Origin of the sequence: Chachezhania sediminis (assembly GCF_009765275.1) — a bacterium.
In the GTDB taxonomy this organism is placed as follows: domain Bacteria; phylum Pseudomonadota; class Alphaproteobacteria; order Rhodobacterales; family Rhodobacteraceae; genus Chachezhania; species Chachezhania sediminis.
In genome coordinates, this window is sequence record NZ_VOPH01000008.1 from 89,191 (window position 1) to 107,040 (window position 17,850).

The 17,850-nt window shown below is 66.4% G+C and carries 17 protein-coding genes; 8 read left to right on the forward strand and 9 right to left on the reverse strand.

Translation table 11 applies throughout. The features are described 5' to 3' along the window. Positions 1–51: 51 nt before the first annotated feature. Genes FQK05_RS19915 through FQK05_RS19925 form a run of 3 tightly spaced genes read right to left on the reverse strand, consistent with a single transcriptional unit; the run spans position 52 to position 3,150 of the window. Positions 52–1,086 (reverse strand): ABC transporter substrate-binding protein, encoded by a 1,035-nt coding sequence (locus tag FQK05_RS19915; RefSeq protein ID WP_158970158.1) that lies wholly within the window; start codon positions 1,084–1,086, stop codon positions 52–54. Beyond that, a complete protein-coding gene (locus tag FQK05_RS19920; protein WP_158970160.1) occupies positions 1,083–2,486 on the reverse strand; it encodes a sensor histidine kinase in 1,404 nt (467 codons plus the stop codon). Before FQK05_RS19920 ends, FQK05_RS19915 begins: the two co-directional genes overlap by 4 nt. Next, positions 2,479–3,150 carry a response regulator transcription factor gene (locus tag FQK05_RS19925; protein WP_158970161.1) on the reverse strand — a complete coding sequence of 224 codons (672 nt, stop codon included), beginning with the start codon at positions 3,148–3,150 and terminating at the stop codon, positions 2,479–2,481. The genes FQK05_RS19920 and FQK05_RS19925 overlap by 8 nt, the downstream gene beginning before the upstream one ends. A gap of 166 nt (positions 3,151–3,316) precedes the next feature. Here FQK05_RS19925 and FQK05_RS19930 point away from each other — a divergent pair, with 166 nt between their 5' ends. The 4 genes from FQK05_RS19930 to FQK05_RS19945 all read left to right on the forward strand — a co-directional run bounded on the left by FQK05_RS19930 (position 3,317) and on the right by FQK05_RS19945 (position 8,047). Further along, positions 3,317–4,309: a Bug family tripartite tricarboxylate transporter substrate binding protein gene (locus tag FQK05_RS19930; RefSeq protein ID WP_158970163.1), complete on the forward strand. Its 993-nt coding sequence runs from the start codon at positions 3,317–3,319 to the stop codon at positions 4,307–4,309. Positions 4,310–4,400: 91 nt separating this feature from the next. Further along, the gene (locus FQK05_RS19935; RefSeq protein ID WP_158970165.1) at positions 4,401–4,832 is read left to right on the forward strand and encodes a tripartite tricarboxylate transporter TctB family protein; all 432 of its coding nucleotides are present in this window, start codon (positions 4,401–4,403) and stop codon (positions 4,830–4,832) included. Positions 4,833–4,842: 10 nt separating this feature from the next. Next, on the forward strand, positions 4,843–6,381 hold the full coding sequence (locus tag FQK05_RS19940) for a tripartite tricarboxylate transporter permease (protein WP_158970167.1): 1,539 nt from the start codon (positions 4,843–4,845) through the stop codon (positions 6,379–6,381). A 385-nt stretch (positions 6,382–6,766) separates the two neighbouring features. Then, positions 6,767–8,047, forward strand: a complete 1,281-nt coding sequence (locus tag FQK05_RS19945; RefSeq protein WP_233270595.1) for an ATP-binding protein — start codon at positions 6,767–6,769, stop codon at positions 8,045–8,047. Positions 8,048–8,049: 2 nt separating this feature from the next. Here the strand turns inward: FQK05_RS19945 and FQK05_RS19950 are convergent, their stop codons facing one another. After that, positions 8,050–8,343: a hypothetical protein gene (locus FQK05_RS19950; protein ID WP_158970171.1), complete on the reverse strand. Its 294-nt coding sequence runs from the start codon at positions 8,341–8,343 to the stop codon at positions 8,050–8,052. A 630-nt stretch (positions 8,344–8,973) separates the two neighbouring features. Here FQK05_RS19950 and FQK05_RS19955 point away from each other — a divergent pair. The 4 genes from FQK05_RS19955 to FQK05_RS19970 all read left to right on the forward strand — a co-directional run bounded on the left by FQK05_RS19955 (position 8,974) and on the right by FQK05_RS19970 (position 12,884). Then, on the forward strand, positions 8,974–10,077 hold the full coding sequence (locus FQK05_RS19955; RefSeq protein ID WP_158970173.1) for an ABC transporter substrate-binding protein: 1,104 nt from the start codon (positions 8,974–8,976) through the stop codon (positions 10,075–10,077). A 130-nt stretch (positions 10,078–10,207) separates the two neighbouring features. After that, the gene (locus tag FQK05_RS19960) at positions 10,208–11,053 is read left to right on the forward strand and encodes an ABC transporter permease (RefSeq protein ID WP_199252718.1); all 846 of its coding nucleotides are present in this window, start codon (positions 10,208–10,210) and stop codon (positions 11,051–11,053) included. Next, on the forward strand, positions 11,050–11,832 hold the full coding sequence (locus FQK05_RS19965) for an ABC transporter permease (RefSeq protein ID WP_158970177.1): 783 nt from the start codon (positions 11,050–11,052) through the stop codon (positions 11,830–11,832). The genes FQK05_RS19960 and FQK05_RS19965 overlap by 4 nt, the downstream gene beginning before the upstream one ends. After that, a complete protein-coding gene (locus tag FQK05_RS19970) occupies positions 11,832–12,884 on the forward strand; it encodes an ABC transporter ATP-binding protein (protein WP_158970179.1) in 1,053 nt (350 codons plus the stop codon). The genes FQK05_RS19965 and FQK05_RS19970 overlap by 1 nt, the downstream gene beginning before the upstream one ends. Positions 12,885–13,135: 251 nt before the next feature. Here the strand turns inward: FQK05_RS19970 and nagA are convergent, their stop codons facing one another. Genes nagA through FQK05_RS19995 form a run of 5 tightly spaced genes read right to left on the reverse strand, consistent with a single transcriptional unit; the run spans position 13,136 to position 17,848 of the window. Then, positions 13,136–14,269, reverse strand: a complete 1,134-nt coding sequence (nagA, locus tag FQK05_RS19975) for an N-acetylglucosamine-6-phosphate deacetylase (RefSeq protein WP_158970181.1) — start codon at positions 14,267–14,269, stop codon at positions 13,136–13,138. Then, a complete protein-coding gene (gene nagB, locus FQK05_RS19980; RefSeq protein WP_158970183.1) occupies positions 14,266–15,045 on the reverse strand; it encodes a glucosamine-6-phosphate deaminase in 780 nt (259 codons plus the stop codon). Before nagB ends, nagA begins: the two co-directional genes overlap by 4 nt. Next, positions 15,045–16,133 carry an ABC transporter ATP-binding protein gene (locus FQK05_RS19985; protein ID WP_158970185.1) on the reverse strand — a complete coding sequence of 363 codons (1,089 nt, stop codon included), beginning with the start codon at positions 16,131–16,133 and terminating at the stop codon, positions 15,045–15,047. Before FQK05_RS19985 ends, nagB begins: the two co-directional genes overlap by 1 nt. 12 nt (positions 16,134–16,145) lie before the next feature. Beyond that, positions 16,146–16,973, reverse strand: coding sequence for a carbohydrate ABC transporter permease (locus tag FQK05_RS19990; RefSeq protein ID WP_158970187.1), 828 nt, complete (start codon positions 16,971–16,973; stop codon positions 16,146–16,148). After that, positions 16,970–17,848 (reverse strand): carbohydrate ABC transporter permease, encoded by an 879-nt coding sequence (locus tag FQK05_RS19995; RefSeq protein WP_158970189.1) that lies wholly within the window; start codon positions 17,846–17,848, stop codon positions 16,970–16,972. Before FQK05_RS19995 ends, FQK05_RS19990 begins: the two co-directional genes overlap by 4 nt. Positions 17,849–17,850: the final 2 nt, after the last annotated feature.

The window sequence follows — 17,850 nt, forward strand, 5'->3', positions numbered from 1 at the left end:
CGGCGCCGGTCCGGGGCATCGCGGGGACAGCCGCACCGGGTCGCGGACGGATCAGGGGATCTCGGCCTGGCGGAAGGTTTCCGACCAGAACCGCAGCAACAGGTCCCGGTGGCTGGCGTCGCGGGCGACCAGAAGCGTGGGCGACAGCGGGATGAAGCGCCTGGCACCGACGTCCATCCCCGCGTCGTCGTCATCGGTGTCGACCACCAGCCCGGCCTGCGCCAGCAGGCTTTGCGCTTCGGCCGTGAACAGGAATTCCAGCAGCCGCCCCGCCGCGGCCGGCTGGGCCGCGCCCTTAGGGATCATCAGGCCGCGGGACAGGACCAGCGTGTAATCCTCGGGCAGTACCATCCCCACCGTTGCGGCATCCGCGTTGAGGACGTAGGAACCAAGGACGTTGTAGGCCAGCAGGTACGTCCCGTCGGCCACGCCGGCGATGATCTCGGCCGAACAGCAGGTCGCCACCGCCTCGATCCGGGCGAACCCTTCCAAGAGGGCGCCGAAGGTCGTGGCCTCCAGGCTGTCGCTGTAGGCGAACAGGAACCCCAGGCCGCTTTCAGAGATGTCATAGGTCGCGATGCGTTTGCGATAGAATTCCGGATTGTCCCGCATCGCGTCCAGCAGGGCAAATCGGCTGCGCGGCACGTCCTCTGCCGACAGCAGGTCCTTGTTGTACGCAATGACGGCGGGTTCGGTGGTGATCCCCCACAACTCGTCCCGCCAGCGGCGGGCCTGCGGCAGGGCCAGCGTCACGGCGGACCGGTAGGGCTGCGCGCAGCCCGCGTTCACCAGCCAGACCATCTGCTGGACCGCCGATGACACGATCGCATCGGCCGGCGCATCGCCGGATTGGCAATCCGCCCGGCTTCGGTCGAAGAGCGCGTTCGAGCCCCATTGTTCATAGCGGATCGAAAGGTCCGGGTTGCGGGTCACGAAACGTTCGATCACAGGGCGAATGATCTGGATATCGGTGGTGGAACGGACCAGAACTTCGGTTCCGCCCTCTCCGAAGCGGGCGGTGGCCTCTTGCGCCGGAAGAGGTGAGGCCAGCAGCACGAGGGCCGCGGCAAGGCGCAGGATCTTCATGGCGTCGTCTCCTCTGCCGGCAGGATCAGGCTGGCGCGAAAGCCGGTGTCGGTGCGCGTCATCTCGACCCGTCCGCCGAAGGCTGCGGCGACGGCGGCCACGATGGACAGGCCGATCCCGGTGCCCTGCTCGCTGGTGGCGGAGTTGCGGTTGAACCGTTGCCCCAACCGTTCGATCACGGCGGCCTCCGGGCCGGGGCCGCCGTCCTCGACCCACAGGATGGCATCAGGGCCGGCCCGTTCGGCCCCGACAAGGATCGGCTGCCCGCCATGGGTCAGCGCATTGCCCAGAAGGTTCCGCCCGGCCTCGCCCAGGGAAAACGCATCGGCGCGGACCATCACCGGATCTTCGCCAATCACAAGTCGCAGGTCGGCATCGGGCATCAGTACGGCGTGGTCGTCCCGCTCCAGCATCTCCAGCGCGATTTCCCGCAGGTCGACGGGCGCGCGCGGCGCGCTGTCGGTCCGGTGGATGACCAGCGCGCGGGCCAGAAGCTGGTTCAGCAGCACATCCAGCGACCGCGTCCGCGCCTGCAGCCGGTCCAGCGCCAGCGCCCTTGCCCCGGCATCGGTTTCGGCCGCTGCGGTCTCGGTATGGACACGGATCGCGGCGACGGGGGTGCGCAACTGGTGCGCTGTGTCGGAAATCAGGTTCCGCATCGCGTCGACCTGTCTGTCCAGCCGCTGCATGAATCGGTTCATGGCACCCAGCATCACCTGCAGTTCCCGTGGCAGGCGATCGGTGGGCATCGGCGTCAGGTCGCGGGGATCGCGAAGGGACAGATCCTCGACCAGCGATCCCAGCGGCCGCAGGGCGGAACTGATCACCAGGAAGGACAGGACCATCAGCGCCACGCCCGCGATGGCCATCGGCAGAAGGGCGTCCAGCATCAGTTCCCGCGTCATCGCCTGGCGCGCGCGCAGGGTCTGGCCCACGACGACATCGACGGGGCCGGAAAAGTCGCGTTCCACGAAGCGCCGGGTGACCTGGACGAAGCGTGCCGGTTCGCCGTTCAGCATCGCGTCGAAGAACCGGACCGGCGCGGTGCCGCCGGACGGCCGGTCCACCGTCCTGTCGGGATCGACGCCGGTGACGATGTCCCCACCGGGGCCATGGACGGCATAGTAGATGCGGTCGTCCGGCGCCTGCGCCAGCAGCTGGAAGGCGGACACCGGCAGGTCGACCAGCGGCGCGCCGTCCAGGATCCGCACCGATTCCGCGATGTCCCGCGCCGCGCCCAGCAGGATCCGGTCATAGGACTGTCGCGCCGCCAGCCGTCCGTTCCACCAGATCGAGGCAGACACCAGCAGGCCGCCCAGCACCAGGAGGACCAGCACCGTGCCCATGACGCGGGTGACGAGGCTGCGAACCGGGCGCTTCAGGGCAATGGCGTCACTCATCCAGTCCGATCCGGTAGCCGACGCCGCGCTGGGTGGTGATCGCGACGTCCGACCCCGCGAATTTCTTCCGCAGGCGTGCGATGTACAGTTCGATCGCGTTCACGCCGACATCGGCATCGTTGAACCCGTAAAGGGAATCGTAAAGCCGCGTCTTCGACAGGTACTGGCCGCGATGGCGGATCAGCATGTCCAGCAGCGCGGCCTCGCGCCTTGTCAGGTCCAGCTGGCGGCCGTCCAGCCGTGCGCTGCGATCCTTGGGGGCGTAGACCAGCGCGCCCAGCTTGATCTGCTCCGCCTTCCGGTCGGCCTCGCGCCGGACCAGGGCGCGAAGCCGCGCCTCCAGCTCGCGCTGGTCGAAAGGTTTGGGCAGGTAATCGTCGGCGCCCTGGTCCAGCGCTTCGACCCGGTCTTCGACGGCGGACAGCGCCGTCAGCATCAGGACGGGCGTCGGATCGGCCGCGGCGCGCAGGTCGCGCAGGAAGGTCAGGCCCGATCCGTCGGGCAGGTTGACGTCCAGCAGGATCGCGTCATAGCGCTGGACGGCGTGGAAATCCCGGGCATCGCCGACCCCGGTGGCCAGATCGCAGACGATGCCCGACCGGGCCAGCTGGGCGATCACTCCTTCGGCCAGGTCCCTGGCATCCTCGACCATCAGGACACGCATCGGTCCGCCTTCCCCATTGCTGCGGTCTTTCCTGTCACGATGACAGCTTGGTGACAGGATCAAGGGTTACACATCGCGGACCCGCAGGAAAGTGGTCGCACGAAACCCGCCTGCGGATGATTTCCGGCGCCACGCCCTGCGCCATTCCGGACCTGAGGAGGACCAGATGATCTTTTCCGCAACCCGCGGCGCCCTTGCCGCAGTCGCCCTTGCCGCAGGCGCCCTGACCCTGTCCGCCGTCGCGGTCGAGGCCCAGGAAAGCCCCGAATGCATCGCCCCCGCCAACCCGGGCGGAGGCTGGGACTTCACCTGCCGGCAGGTGGGCAAATCGCTGCAGGATCAGGGCCTGATCGACCAGACCATGCAGGTCGTGAACCTGGCCGGCGGCGGCGGTGGCGTGGCCTTTGCCGAGGTCGTGAACAAGCGCAACGCGGCCGACAACCTGATCGTCGCGGCATCCTCCGCCACCGCGACCCGCCTGGCGCAGGGCGCCTATCCCGGCAACACGATGGACCAGGTGCGCTGGCTGGCGTCGGTCGGGGCCGATTACGGGGTGATTGCCGTGGCCGCCGACAGCGAGATCGATACGCTTCCGCAGATGTTGCAGAAGATCAAGGAAGACCCGACCTCCATCTCCATCGCGGGCGGCTCGGCCGTCGGTGGCTGGGACCACCTTAAGGTCCTGATCGCGGCCAATGCCTATGGCATCGATGACGTGCGCAAGGTCAAGTACATCGCCTTCGACGGCGGCGGCGAGGCGGTGACCCAGCTTCTGGCCGGGTCGGTCCAGGGCTTTACCGGCGATATCTCCGAGGCCAAGGGCTTTGTCGACTCGGGCGACATCAAGGTCATCGCGGTGCTGGCACCGGAGCGGCTGGATGGCGAGTTCGGCAAGTTCCCGACCGCGCGCGAACAGGGTGTCGACGCCATTGGCGCGAACTGGCGCGGCTTCTATGCCCCGGGCGGCATGTCGGACGCGGCCTATGACGAATGGGTGTCGAAGATCGCAACGCTTTACGCCTCGGACGAATGGAAGGCCGTTATGGAAGCCAACGGGCTGGCCCCGCTGGACCTGCAGGGCCCCGATTTCCAGTCCTTCGTCGCGGATTCGGTCAACCAGATCCAGTCGATCTCGCGCCAGATCGGTATCATCAAGTAATCCGGCCCCAAGCGGATTACCCCCGCCGGAAGCCGTGCGCCCTGCGCGGCTTCCGGCCCTGTCCCGCACACCCGAACGAGAGGAGATCGACATGAGCGATCGCATCTTCGGTGTCTTCGGCATGCTCCTTGCGATCGGCTACGCCCTTGCGGCCTTCGCCATCGAGGAAAGCTTCCTGTCGGATGCCGTGGGCCCCAAGGCCTTCCCCCTGATCATCGCGGCCATCCTGGGCCTGTCCAGCGCCGCCATAGCCCTGCGTCCGGAGGCCGAACCCGAGTGGCCCGCCCTGGGCCGGCTGGCCGAAATCGCGGCGGCCGTGGTCGTCATGATCATCTATGCCGAGATGCTTCCCGTTGCGGGCTTCGTGATCGCGACCGCCTTCGCAGCGGCTTACCTTGCCTGGCGGCTGGGGTCGAAGCCGCTGGAAGCGGTGGCCACGGGCATCGGCACCTCGGTCGGTATCTACGTCATCTTCCACCTGGTGCTGGGGCTGTCGCTGGCCCGCGGCCCTCTGGGCTTCTGAGGGGACCGGCATGGACACGTTATCCAACCTCGCCGACGGCTTCGTCATCGCCCTGACCTGGCAGAACCTTCTGCTGGCCCTTCTGGGCTGCTTTCTGGGCACGATCATGGGCGCGCTGCCGGGGCTGGGCCCGTCGAACGGCGTGGCGATCCTGATCCCCCTGGCCTTCACCATGGGTCTTGGCGCCACGCCTTCGCTGATCCTTCTGACATCGGTCTATTACGGAGCGATGTATGGCGGGCGGATCTCCTCGATCCTGCTGAACATCCCCGGAGACGAACCGGCGATGATGACCTGCCTGGACGGCTATCCCATGGCCAAGAAGGGCATGGCGGGCGAAGCGCTGTCGCTGTCGGGCGTCGCCTCCTTCGTGGGCGCCTTCCTGGCGACCTGGGGCCTGATCCTGCTGGCCCCGCAACTGGTAAAGATCGCGCTGCTGTTCGGTCCGGCCGAATACTTCGCGCTTTTCGCGCTGGCCTTCATGACCCTGGGCGGCGTGTCGTCGACCAACCAGGCCAAGTCGGCCTTTGCCGCGGCGCTTGGGCTGGGTCTGGCCACCATCGGCGTCGACACCCAGACGGGCGTCCCGCGCTTCACCTTCGGCGAGGTGCACCTTTATGACGGCCTGGATTTCCTTGTCGCCATTGTGGGCCTGTTCGCCTTGTCCGAGGTCTTTATCTTCCTGGAACACCGTCACGGCGGGTCCGACGCGCAAGGCCGCAAGATCGAGATCGGGCGGATCTATCCGCCGCTGTCGATGCTGAAACAGTGCACGCCAACGATGCTGCGCACCTCGGTCCTCGGTTTCCTGGCCGGCGTGCTTCCGGGAGCAGGGGCCTCGCTGGGGTCGTTCATCTCGTACTCGATGGAAAAGCGGCTCGTCGACAAGGAGGGCACCTTCGGCACCGGCGATCCCCGCGGCGTCGCGGCGCCCGAGGCCGGCAACAATGCCGCTGCCGGCGGGGCGCTGGTGCCGATGCTGGCGCTGGGGGTGCCGGGGTCGGGGACGACCGCGGTGCTGTTGGCGGTGCTGCTGTCGCTGAACATCACGCCGGGGCCGCTGCTGTTCAGCCAGAACCCTGACGTTGTCTGGGGCCTGATTGCCGCGCTCTTCATCGCGAACTTCATGCTGCTGGCGATGAACATCCCGATGGTGGGTCTCTTTACCCGGATCCTGCTGGTTCCGTCGCGGATCCTGATGCCGATCGTGGCGATGGTCAGCTTCGTCGGGATCTATGGCATCTCGGGCTCGACCTTCGACCTTTTGGTGATGATCGGGTTCGGCGTCATGGGCTGGGGCCTGCGCAAGCTGGACGTGCCGCTGGTGCCGGTCATCCTGGGCACGCTGCTGGGCAACGCGATGGAAAACAACCTGCGCCGGGCCATTTCCATCGACAACGGCAACTGGTGGACCCTGATCGACAGTCCGTTGGCCATCGCGCTGTGGACCATTGCCATCATCGGCTTCGTGCTGCCCATAATCGTCAACCGCAAGGCCAAGGCGAAGATGCATCAGAAACGGGATGAGGAAGGCGCGATTAGCGACTGACCCTGCCGCCCCGGACAAGGATCAAGGCACAGATCAAGGCCCTGTCCCCGGACGGGGCCTTTTCACGTCCGGCTTCCGGGTTTCGGTGGCGCGGACCCGGACCGGGACGCGGGGGGTATCGCACGGTCCGTGCGGTGCGTGACAAGGTCAGACTGTCGCCCGGCACGGTGCCGGACATGGACATCTGTTCCATGTCGTGTATCCGGCACCCTGTCGACCATGGGCTGCCTGGATGCCGGCTTTCCTTTCGCACTGGAAATAATGATCTTTCCGTGGATACTCTAATATACAAATGGTGGATATCCTGATAAGCGTTCCGCGGAATGCTCGACAGGCGTTCGACAGAAGACTGCCGGCGGCCCGGCACCAAGACGGATACCCACCGGTGAACGACAGCTATCTTCCAAGGCATCTCGTACCCGAATTGCAGGACGCCCTGGCCTCGGCCCGGGTGGTCAACCTCGTGGGGCCGCGGCAGGCAGGCAAGACGACGCTGGTGCGCGACCTGTTCGGACACGGGCATTTCGTGACGCTGGACGATGCCGCCGTCCTGGCCGCCGTCGAGGCCGATCCAGAAGGTCAGCTTGAAAGCCTTCGGGCCGGGCTGGGCGACGCCCCGCTGATCATCGACGAGGCGCAAAGGTCCAAGACCCTGGCCCTGGCGATCAAGCGGCTGGTCGATGCCGATCGTCGCAAGGGGCAGTTCGTGCTGACCGGGTCGTCGAACGTGTTCACCACGGCAGAGGTAGCGGATTCGCTGGCCGGGCGGATGCGGACGCTGAAGCTGTGGCCCCTGTCCGCGGCCGAGATCCGGCGTGCGCCGGTCAACCGCCTGATGGACTGGGCGATGCAGCCGAACCCTTTGCTGGCGCAGATCGCGGATCCGGAACCGCTGGCCCGGCAGGACTATGTCGAGATGGTGCTGGAAGGCGGTTTCCCGGAAACCCGGACCCTGCCGATCCGGCCGCGCCAGCGGCAATACCGCGACTACATCGATGCCGTCGTCGACCGGGACGTGGCCGACGTGATGCCGGTCCGCAAACCCGATGCACTGCGGCAGCTGATCGACCAGATGGCGGCGCGCACCGCGCAAGAGATTAATACCACGGAACTGGCAAAGCTGACCCGGCTTCAACGGGTCACGGTCGACCAGTATCTGGATATCCTGATCCGCCTGTCGCTGGTGACGAAGCTGGGCGCCTGGTCATCGGGTGAAAGCCGGAGAGAGATCCGGCAGCCCAAGTTCCACTTCGTCGATACCGGGATCACCTGCGCCCTGCGGCGGTTCACCTCGGCGACCTTCGGTCTGGACGGCACGCCGCAGGTTCTGGGCGGAGTGCTGGAAAGCTATGTCGCCGGCGAACTGCAGCGGGCACTGCCGCTGCAGGACGCTGACTATCGCCTGTACCACTGGCGCAGCGCCGACCAGCGAGAGATCGACATCCTGGTCGATGCCGGCAGCCATCTGCTGAACGTCGAGGTCAAGGCCTCGGCAACCGTGGAGGCCGGCGATTTCAAGCATCTGCGCTGGTTCGCGGCCGACGGCCCGGGGCGCAGCCGGACCTGTACCGGGATCGTCTTTTACCTGGGGCGGGAAAAGCTGACCTTCGGCGACAGGAACTTTGCCCTGCCGCTCAGCGCGCTGTGGAGTGTCGTGGACGTCTGACCTCAGCGATTGCCGTCGATCCACTTCGACATCAGGCCCTTGTCTCGGAAACATTCCTCGGGCACCGCGCGGCGCTTGATCCGGGCCAGCTTCTCGGCAAAGGCCACCTGTTTCGAGCTCGGGCGGTTGTCATGCGTCAAGGGCTTCAGCCGGGCCTGCCCGTTGATCCAGCTGCTGAGCGCGCGGCGATCCTGCTGGACCTCTACCGGCAAAAGCGTTCCGTTCCGCAGAGCCAGCGCGCGGGCATAGGCGACCTGTTTCGGTGTCGCGGGGAGTGCGAAAGTCGTGCCTTCCATCGGGTTTCTCCCTTTCTGGGGTCGATTCGAATATAGAACAGAAAGGGAACATTTTCAAGATTTGCTGCTTGTGCGATCAGAACGGATGCAGAACCTGGCGAGTGGCTGCGGGTGTGGGGTGCGCCGGGAAAGAACTCTTGGGACGCGCGGCGACCCTGCGCAGCGCGCGGTCACGACAGGCGAGCCGGGAATTCCGTGCCGTCGGCCGCCCTTGCCCGTTGGCGCTGGCAGACCGGTTCGCAGGACGTTCCCGCCCCGCGGTCCTGGCCCGGGTTCCCTGGCCTGCGGCGGCATGTCACCGCTCAGGTTGATCGGCCGCGCGCCCCTCTACGCCCGATATGGGCGCAGAGGACCTGCCCGGACCGTCCCGAACGGGCGCGAAGTCCGCCCTGTAAGTCCTTGTTTCCGCGGCTCTGCCGGCGCTCTTCGATCAATATTTGCGCGTTGGCCCGCGGGTTTGTCCCGGCAGGGGCACGTTACACGTCCAGGTTTCTGCCATGTCCCCGGTTTTGCTTGCTAATCTCGCGAAGCCGTCGCTAGATTGACGATGAAACGGCCGCGCGCGTGGGCCCCGTATTGGGCAAGGGTCACCGGAGAAAAGCGGCCGGATCTAACAACCGGGAGTGTCTCATGACGATGAAGAATTTGCTGGCCAGTGCGGCCGGTTTCGCCGTGGTGCTGTCAGGCACGGTCGTTTCGGCGCAGTCGATCGACGAACTGTACACCGCCGCCAAGGCGGAAGGCATGCTGACCACGATCGCCCTGCCGCACGACTGGTGCGGCTATGGCGCGGTGATCGACGGCTTCAAGGCCAAGTATCCGGGCATCGAGGTCAACGAACTGAACCCGGATGCCGGTTCCGCCGACGAGATCGAGGCGATCAAGGCGAACAAGGACAATACCGGCCCGCAGGCGCCGGATGTCATCGACGTGGGCCTGGCATTCGGGCCGTCGTCCAAGGCCGAAGGCCTGCTTCAGCCCTACAAGGTCTCGACCTGGGACGAGATCCCGGCCGACATCAAGGATGCCGAAGGCTATTGGTACGGCGACTATTACGGCGTGATGTCCTTCATCGTGAACAAGGACCTTGTCGACACGACACCGACCGACTGGGCGGACCTGAAGAAGCCGGAATATATTGGGCAGGTGGCGCTGGCGGGCGACCCGCGGGCGTCGAACCAGGCGATCCTGGGCGTGATGGCCGCCGGCATGTCGACCGGTGCTGCACCGGGCGAAGCTGCCGGGACCGCCGGCCTGGAATATTTCAAGGAGCTGAACGCGTCCCAGAACTTCGTCCCCGTGATCGGCAAGACCGGCACGCTGGCGCAGGGGACGACTCCGATCGTCGTCGCCTGGGACTATAACGCCCTTGCGTGGAAGGACACGCTGGCCGGCAATCCCCCGGTCGAGATCGTGGTCCCGTCGACCGGCGTCCTGGCCGGTGTCTACGTGCAGGGGATCAGCGCCTTCGCACCGCATCCCAATGCCGCCAAGCTGTGGATGGAATACCTTTACAGCGACGAGGGCCAGACCCTGTGGCTGAAGGGCTATTGCCACCCGGCGCGCTTCAACGCGATGGCCGCTGCGGGCAAGATTCCGCAGGATCTGCTGGACGCGCTGCCGCCGGCCGCCGCCTACGAGGCCGCCGTGTTCCCGACCATCGACCAGGTGAACGCGAACAAGACCGCCGTCACCGGTGGCTGGGACGCGACCGTGGGTGCGAACGTCGAGTAACAGGACAGACGGCCCCGTCCCGGATCGGTCCGGGGCGGGGCCGCGACTCCCCGGGGTGGCCAGAAGCCCCGGATCCGACAGCAGGGACCGAAGGGGGAACCGGATGCCACAGCAGCCGACGCGACGGGGCATGCGTCTTCCATTGAACTGGCTGGGCCTCGTGCCCTTCATGTTGTTCGCGCTTCTGTTCCTGATCCTGCCGACGATGAAGATCGTCATCGGCGCCTTCCAGACCCAGGACGGCAGCTTCACTCTCCAGAACCTGATCGACCTGAACACCAGCTCGATCCGGAATGCCTACTGGACCTCGATCAAGCTGTCGGTGGCGACGGCGCTGATCGGCGGGGGCGTGGGCTTTGCCATGGCTGCCGCGGTGGTCTTCGGCGGCCTGCCGAAACGGATCCGCGGGCCCCTGATGACCTTTTCCGGCGTGGCGTCGAACTTTGCCGGCGTGCCGCTGGCCTTTGCCTTCATCGCGACGCTGGGCCCCGTGGGCCTGATCACGATGTGGCTTCGGACCGAATTCGGCATCAACCTGCGCGCCATGGGGTTCAACCTGCTGTCGTTCCAGGGGCTGGTGATCACCTATCTGTTCTTCCAGATTCCGCTGATGATCCTGATCATCACCCCGGCGCTGGACGGGCTAAAGAAGGAATGGCGCGAGGCTGCGGCCGTGTTGGGCGCGACCGGGTTGCAATACTGGCGGATGGTGGCCCTGCCGGTGCTGTTCCCGTCGCTGCTGGGCACCTTCGCGCTGCTTTTTGCCAATGCCTTCGGGGCCGTGGCCACCGCCTTTGCGCTGGTGGGCCCGCAACTGAACATTGTGCCGATCAAGCTTTTCGCACAGATCCGCGGCGACGTTCTGGGCAATCCGAACCTGGGCTATGCCCTGGCCTTCGGCATGATCGTGATCACCGCCGCCGCCAACACAGTCTATATCGTGCTGCGCATCCGGGCCGAGAGGTGGCTGAAATGACCCGTCTCTTCGCCTGGCTCGCCCTTCTGGCGGGCTGCATCTATTTTGCGCTGCCGCTGATTGGCATGACCGAATTCAGCCTGAAGATGCGGCGCGGGGTCTACAGCCTGGATGCCTATCGCAAGGTGTTCGAGGATCCGTCCTTCTGGGCCACCTTCGGCTATTCGCTGACGCTGGCTGCGGCGACGATCGTGGTGGGCGTGCTGCTGGTGGTGCCGACCGCCTACTGGGTGCGGCTGAAGCTGCCGCAGGCCCGGCCCTATATCGAGTTCGTCACGCTGCTGCCGCTGGTGATCCCGGCCATCGTCGTCGTCTTCGGCTATATCCGGCTTTACAATACCTCCAGCATCCTGCCGCTGACCGGGTCGGCCATCGGGACCGATTTCCTGCTGACCATGGGCTATACCACGCTGGCGCTGCCCTACATGTACCGCAGCGTCGACACAGGCCTGCGCACCATCGACGTGGCGACCCTGACGGAGGCGGCGCAAAGCCTGGGCGCCGGCTGGGTCACGATCCTGGCAAAGATCATCCTGCCCAACGTGATGGTTGCGGTCCTGTCAGGGGCTTTCCTGACGCTGGCCATCGTGATGGGCGAATTCACCATGGCGGCCCTTCTGAACCGTCCGGCCTTCGGTCCCTACATGCAGCTGCTGGGCGCAAACCGCGCCTATGAACCGCCGGCGCTGGCGGTGATCGCCTTTGCCATCACATGGGGCTGCATGGGCCTGATCCAGCTTGTCACCCGGCTTGCCAAACACGAGAGGGCCAAGGCCTGATGTCTTTCCTGAACATTTCGCATCTGGAAAAATCCTTCGGCAGTCTTCGCGTGGTGAAGGATTTCAACCTCGACGTCGAACAGGGAGAGTTCATCTCGCTTCTGGGGCCGTCGGGCTGCGGCAAGACCACGGTCCTGCGGATGGTCGCAGGGTTCGAGACGCCGACCACGGGCAGGATCCTGATCGACGGGCAGGACGTGACCGGCTTCAAGCCCAATGCCCGCAAGATCGGCATGATGTTCCAGGCCTATGCCCTGTTCCCGAACCTGACGGTCGCCGACAACGTGGCCTTCGGCCTGAAAGTCAACGGCGTTCCCCGGGCCGAACGCGAGGCCCGCGTGACCGAGATGCTGAAGCTGATCGGCCTGCCCGAGCTTGGCCAGCGCTTTCCCTTCCAGTTGTCGGGCGGCCAGCAGCAGCGCGTGGCGCTGGCGCGCGCGCTGGCGCCCAGTCCGCGGGTCCTGCTGCTGGACGAACCCTTGTCGGCGCTGGACGCCAAGGTCCGCGTCAGCCTTCGCAACGAGATCCGCGAGATCCAGCGCGATCTGGGCATCACCACGATCTTCGTCACCCACGACCAGGAAGAGGCGATGAGCATTTCCGACCGGATCGTAGTGATGAACGCGGGCATCGCCGACCAGGTCGGCAGCCCGTTCCAGATCTACAACCGGCCGACGACGCGGTTCGTCGCGAATTTCGTGGGCACGCTGAACAGTTTCGAGGTCACGGTCGTCAACTCCACAACGCTGGAGATGGATGGCCAGATGGTCACGATGGCCGAACCCGTGACGGCGGAACCGGGCAGCCGGATCACGATGGCGATGCGCCCCGAGGCGCTGCGCCTGGGTCGGGCCGACGGGTTCGAGACGGTCCTGCCGGCCGTGGTCGAGGAAGTGCATTTCCTGGGTTCGGTGATCCGCGTTTCGGCGCGGATGGCGGGCACGGCCATCGCGCTGGATACGTTCAACCGCCCCGACATGCCGCCGCCGTCCCCCGGCCAGACCATCGAGATCGGCTTGTCCGGCAAGCACGCCTTCCTGTTGGACCGCTAGGCGGGAGAGGACCCGGCCACCGGGCTGAAACGAAGCCCTGCATCCGGTTGTCCCTTCGCGGTCACTGCGGAACAGGCAGATCCGGGAAACGGGCCCCTCGTTTGATCGAACCGTTTGAGGGGCAGGGCCCTTTCAGGCGATCATGGGAGTCGGTCTTGCAGGCTTGGTCGCGGACCCGTCATGGCCCGCTCTCCGCTCTCCGCTCTCCGCTCTCCCGACCGCCTGTGGGGCCTGCGGGCGTGTGGAAGCTCTCAGAAGACGTGATCGCCATCGACGATGGTGCCCGTGGCCTTCCACCCGCGATCCAGGAACGTCAGGTTCGCCAGGTATCCCGGCGCGACAAGGCCAAGATCCGAAGCGCATCCCAAGGCCTTCGCCGGTATGGCCGAGGCCATCCTGACGGCGGCCTCGGCCGGGATTCCTGCGGCCCCGATCATGGTGCGCACCGCATCGTCCATGCCCAGATGCGCGCCGGCCAGTGTTCCGTCCGGCCCGGTCAACCGGCCGTCCTGCAGGCGGACGGGCGTGCCCATGAGGTCGAAGAACGGCACCGCCCCGGCATAGGTGCGCATGGCGTCGGTCACCAGGAACAGGCGATCCGGCATCATGCGCGCGGCCAGCCGAAGGTTCAGAGGATCGACATGGAAACCGTCTGCGATGATCCCGGCGAAAAGCGTCGGATGGGTCATCGTGCGGACCACGATGCCCGGCGCGCGTCCCTGCGGCGGCGGCATCGCGTTCCACAGATGGGTGATGCCGGTCAGCCCTTCGGCCACGGCGCGGTCGATCTGCCCTGCGGTGGCCGTGCTGTGTCCGGCAAAGACCCGCACCCCCGCCGCAGCCAGGCGCCGGATACTGCCGTCGGGCTGTTCCTCGGGAGCAAGGGTCAGCAGCAGCGGAACCCGCACCTGTTCAAGCCGCGCCAGATCGGCGTCGCGCAAGGGCCGGATGGCATGGGCCGGATGGATCCCCGGCCGGGCGGGCGACAGGAACGGGCCTTCAAGGTGCAGGCCCGCAATTCCGGGCACGCCCCGGGCGCGGGCGGCCGTCACCGCGTCGATGGCGTCGTGCCAGGCATCGCCTTCGGCGGTGATGAAGGTCGGCAGGATCTGCGTGGCACCGCCCTTGCGCGCCCCGGCGACGACAGTTTCGACCGCGTCGACGGTCGGGGCATCGTTGAACTGTACGTCCCCGGCGCCGTTGATCTGCAGGTCGATGAAGCCGGGGGTGGCGATCTCCACCTGCTGCGTGCCGCGCGGCGGCATGGCGGGCGCGTCTGAAACGCTGCGGATCCGGCCATCGGCAATCTCGATCAGGCGGTTCTGCCGCGGGGGGGCGCCGGTGCCGTCATAAAGCGTTTCCGCATGGATCAGCCGGGGGCTCATAACAATGCCTCCCCCCCGCCGGGATGCACGGTTTCATAGTAGTCGCGCAGGCGGAGGTCGGCGGCCGCAGCCGGGTCCAGCACCATGGTGGCATTGGGGTGCAGTTGCAGGGCCGAGGCAGGGCAGGCGGCCGACAGCGGTCCTTCGATTGCGGCGGCGATGGCGGCGGCCTTGCCGGGGCCGGTGGCCAGCAACACGCAGGCCCGGCTTTCCAGGATCGTGGCGATCCCCATGGTGATGGCGAAGCGCGGCGCAGCTTCGTCGGTCCCGAAGAAGCGCGCGTTGGCGTTCCGTGTTTCTGCGGTCAGCGTCTTGACCCGCGTCCGGGAGCCGAGGCTGGAGGTCGGTTCGTTGAAGCCGATATGCCCGTTGCCGCCGATGCCCAGAAGCTGAAGGTCGATCCCGCCTGCGGCGGCGATGGCCGCATCATAGCGGACGGCCTCTGCCGCCACATCGGGGGCTGCACCGTCGGGCAGATGGGTGCGGTCGCGGGGCAGACCTGCCGCGTCGAACAGCAGCCGGTCCATTGTGGCGCGGTAGCTTTGCGGATGATCGCCTTGCAGGCCGACATATTCGTCAAGGTTGAAGGTGGTCGTGGCCGTCAGGTCCAGTGACCCGTCGGCCAGGCGGTCGCGCAGCACTGCATAGACCGGTTCCATCGTTCCGCCGGTGGCAAGTCCCAGTACGGCGGCGGGGCGCGCCGCGACCGCGTCACACAGGATATCGGCGGTCCGGCGCGCCGCGGCACCGGCATCGTGGCAGATCAGGACCCGCATCAGAGACGCTTTCCGTCCGGCCCGAACAGGAAGCAGTCCGCGGCGCGCAGGCCGAAGGACACGGTCTCGCCCAGGGATGGCAGGGCGCGCCGCGGCACTTCGGCTACGATGGCCGCATCCCGTCCGGCATCGGTGTAAAGATAGGCGGTCCCGCCCAGATTCTCGACCACCTCGGCGGTCAGTTCGACCGTCCGGTCGCCCGTCTCGGGATGGCCGAAATCCTCGGGCCGCAGGCCCAGCGTGACCTCGCCCATTTGGCGCACGCCCGGATCGCGCAGCGGCACGGGCAGACCGGACAGACCCAGCCGCGGCACGTCGACCAGCACATGGCCTTCCTGCCCTTGCCCGGTGATCGCGGCGGGCAGGAAATTCATCCGCGGGCTGCCGATGAAGCCGGCGACGAAGATGTTGTCGGGGTCGGAATACAATTCGGTCGGGCGGCCGACTTGTTCGATCACGCCTTTGCGCAGCACGACGATCCGGTCGGCCATGGTCATGGCCTCGATCTGGTCGTGGGTGACATAGATCATCGTGGCGGCAAGGCCCGCATGAAGGCGCGCGATTTCCAGCCGCATCTGCACCCGCAGTTCGGCATCCAGGTTCGACAGTGGTTCGTCGAAGAGGAACAGCACCGGGTCGCGCACGATGGCCCGGCCGATGGCCACGCGCTGGCGCTGGCCGCCGGACAGTTCCCGCGGCTTGCGGTCCAGAAGCTCGGTGATCTGCAGGATCTCGGCCGCCTTGCGGACGGCCTCGGCCCGTTCGGCCGCGGGGACCTTTGCCATCTCCAGCCCGAAGGCCATGTTCTGGGCCACCGTCATGTGGGGGTAAAGCGCGTAGGTCTGGAACACCATCGCCAGCCCGCGGTCGGCGGGTTCGGCATGGGTCACGTCGCGACCGGCGATTTCGATCGTGCCGGCGCTGGGGCTTTCCAGCCCGGCGATCATCCGCAGCAGCGTGGATTTCCCGCAGCCCGAGGGGCCGACGAAGACGACGAATTCACCCGGTTCGATGGACAGGTCCAGCGGCGGGATCACTTCGGTGCTTCCGAAGGACTTCCTGACGCCGCGCAGGGTCACCTCACCCATGGCATTCCTTTCTCATTTCACGGCGCCTTCGGTCAGGCCGGCGACGAACCAGCGTCCGACGAAGGCGAAAAGGACGACCACTGGCAGGATCGACAGGCTTGCCCCCGCCAGCAGCAGGCCCCAGTCGATCTGGTACTGTCCGATGATCCCTGAAAAGCCGACCGGCACGGTGCGTTTGGCGTCCGACAGGATCATGACCGAAGCGAAGACATATTCGGTCCAGGCGGTCACGAAGGCGAAGACCGCCACCGCCGCGATGCCGGGCGCCACCAGCGGGATCATGATCCGCCGCAGCACGATGAAGGGCGATCCGCCGTCCAGGCGTGCGGCTTCCTCGATCTCGGCCGGGATGCCGGCAAAGAAGGAACGCAGCAACCAGACGGCAAAGGGCAGGGCGAAGGCCACGTTGACCAGCACCAGTGCGATCCGGCTGTCGATCAGGCCGATCTTTGCGAAGATGCCGAACAGCGGGATCAGGATCACGATGGACGGGAAAGCGTAGGCCAAGAGGATCGCCCGATACAGCGTTTCCCGCCCCGGGAACGACATCCGGAAGAAAGCATAGCCGGCCGGGATCGCCAGCAGCAGCGTGATCAGCGTCGACACCGACGCCACGATCAGGCTGTTCATCATGTAGACAGGGTAATCCGACGCGGCCAGCAGCTTGGCATAGTGGTCCAACGTAAAGCTGTGGGGCACCATGGTGGGCTGGCGGGCGATGATCTCGGCCGGGGCCTTGACCGATCCGGTCAGCACGAGCCAGAACGGCAGCAGGACAAGGCCCGCGAACAGGGCCAGTGCGGCGGTCAGGGCGACGGTCCAGCGAATCGGGCGTTTCATCGGGCCTCCGGCGGGCGGGCCAGCCAGCGGGTCGCGACCACGGCAAAGCCCATCAGGAAGAGCGTGGCCAGGACGGCGACGGCGGCGGCTTCGGACATGCGATAGGATTTGAAGGCGGTTTCGTAGATCAGCACGGGCAGCGTTCGGGTCCCGCCGGCCGGACCGCCCGAAGTCATCAGCCAGATGATGTCGAAGACGTTGAAGCTGAGCAGCGTGCCGATCACCAGAAGTACGCCCAGCGTCGGTGCCAGAAGCGGCCAGGTGATGCGGCTGAACCGTTTCCATGGGCCTGCGCCGTCGATCCGCGCGGCCTCGTACAGGTCGCCCGGGATGCGGGTCAGGCCGGCCAGCATCATCAGCGTGATGAAGGGGAACCAGCGCCAGGAATTGATGAAGACCAGCGTCGCGAAGGCGGTGTTGGGACGGGCGAAGAAGCCCACCGGCCGGTCGATGATCCCGGCCTGTATCAGAAGCGGGTTCACGATCCCGCCCGAGGTCGAAAAGAGCCACCGCCAGATCATCACCACGACGACGGTCGGGATGATCCAGGTCAGCACGATCCAGGTGCGGGCGATGCGGACCCCGGGAAAGTTCTGGTTCAGGGCCAGCGCGGCCAGAAGGGCCAGCACGGTCTGGAGGACGGCATTCGTGACCACCCAGACCAGGCTCAGCCAGGTCGACGACCAGAATGTGCCGTCGGTCAGCACCTCGCGGTAATTGTCGAGGCCCACCCATTTGCCGGTCGTGCCGACGGACCGGACGTCCTGAAGGGACAGGACGACCGCCTGCACCAGTGGCCAGACGAGAAGCGCGGCCAGGAACAGGATGGCCGGGCCGATGAAGGCATAAGGCAATAAGGTCCTTGGAAGTTTCATCG

Bases quoted from the DNA above. Each gene is read 5' to 3' on its own strand.
- FQK05_RS19915 (WP_158970158.1), bottom strand. From the start codon at position 1,086: ATGAAGATCCTGCGCCTTGCCGCGGCCCTCGTGCTGCTGGCCTCACCT.
- FQK05_RS19920 (WP_158970160.1), bottom strand. From the start codon at position 2,486: ATGAGTGACGCCATTGCCCTGAAGCGCCCGGTTCGCAGCCTCGTCACC.
- FQK05_RS19925 (WP_158970161.1), bottom strand. From the start codon at position 3,150: ATGCGTGTCCTGATGGTCGAGGATGCCAGGGACCTGGCCGAAGGAGTG.
- FQK05_RS19930 (WP_158970163.1), top strand. From the start codon at position 3,317: ATGATCTTTTCCGCAACCCGCGGCGCCCTTGCCGCAGTCGCCCTTGCC.
- FQK05_RS19935 (WP_158970165.1), top strand. From the start codon at position 4,401: ATGAGCGATCGCATCTTCGGTGTCTTCGGCATGCTCCTTGCGATCGGC.
- FQK05_RS19940 (WP_158970167.1), top strand. From the start codon at position 4,843: ATGGACACGTTATCCAACCTCGCCGACGGCTTCGTCATCGCCCTGACC.
- FQK05_RS19950 (WP_158970171.1), bottom strand. From the start codon at position 8,343: ATGGAAGGCACGACTTTCGCACTCCCCGCGACACCGAAACAGGTCGCC.
- FQK05_RS19955 (WP_158970173.1), top strand. From the start codon at position 8,974: ATGACGATGAAGAATTTGCTGGCCAGTGCGGCCGGTTTCGCCGTGGTG.
- FQK05_RS19960 (WP_199252718.1), top strand. From the start codon at position 10,208: ATGCGTCTTCCATTGAACTGGCTGGGCCTCGTGCCCTTCATGTTGTTC.
- FQK05_RS19965 (WP_158970177.1), top strand. From the start codon at position 11,050: ATGACCCGTCTCTTCGCCTGGCTCGCCCTTCTGGCGGGCTGCATCTAT.
- FQK05_RS19970 (WP_158970179.1), top strand. From the start codon at position 11,832: ATGTCTTTCCTGAACATTTCGCATCTGGAAAAATCCTTCGGCAGTCTT.
- nagA (WP_158970181.1), bottom strand. From the start codon at position 14,269: ATGAGCCCCCGGCTGATCCATGCGGAAACGCTTTATGACGGCACCGGC.
- nagB (WP_158970183.1), bottom strand. From the start codon at position 15,045: ATGCGGGTCCTGATCTGCCACGATGCCGGTGCCGCGGCGCGCCGGACC.
- FQK05_RS19985 (WP_158970185.1), bottom strand. From the start codon at position 16,133: ATGGGTGAGGTGACCCTGCGCGGCGTCAGGAAGTCCTTCGGAAGCACC.
- FQK05_RS19990 (WP_158970187.1), bottom strand. From the start codon at position 16,973: ATGAAACGCCCGATTCGCTGGACCGTCGCCCTGACCGCCGCACTGGCC.
- FQK05_RS19995 (WP_158970189.1), bottom strand. From the start codon at position 17,848: ATGAAACTTCCAAGGACCTTATTGCCTTATGCCTTCATCGGCCCGGCC.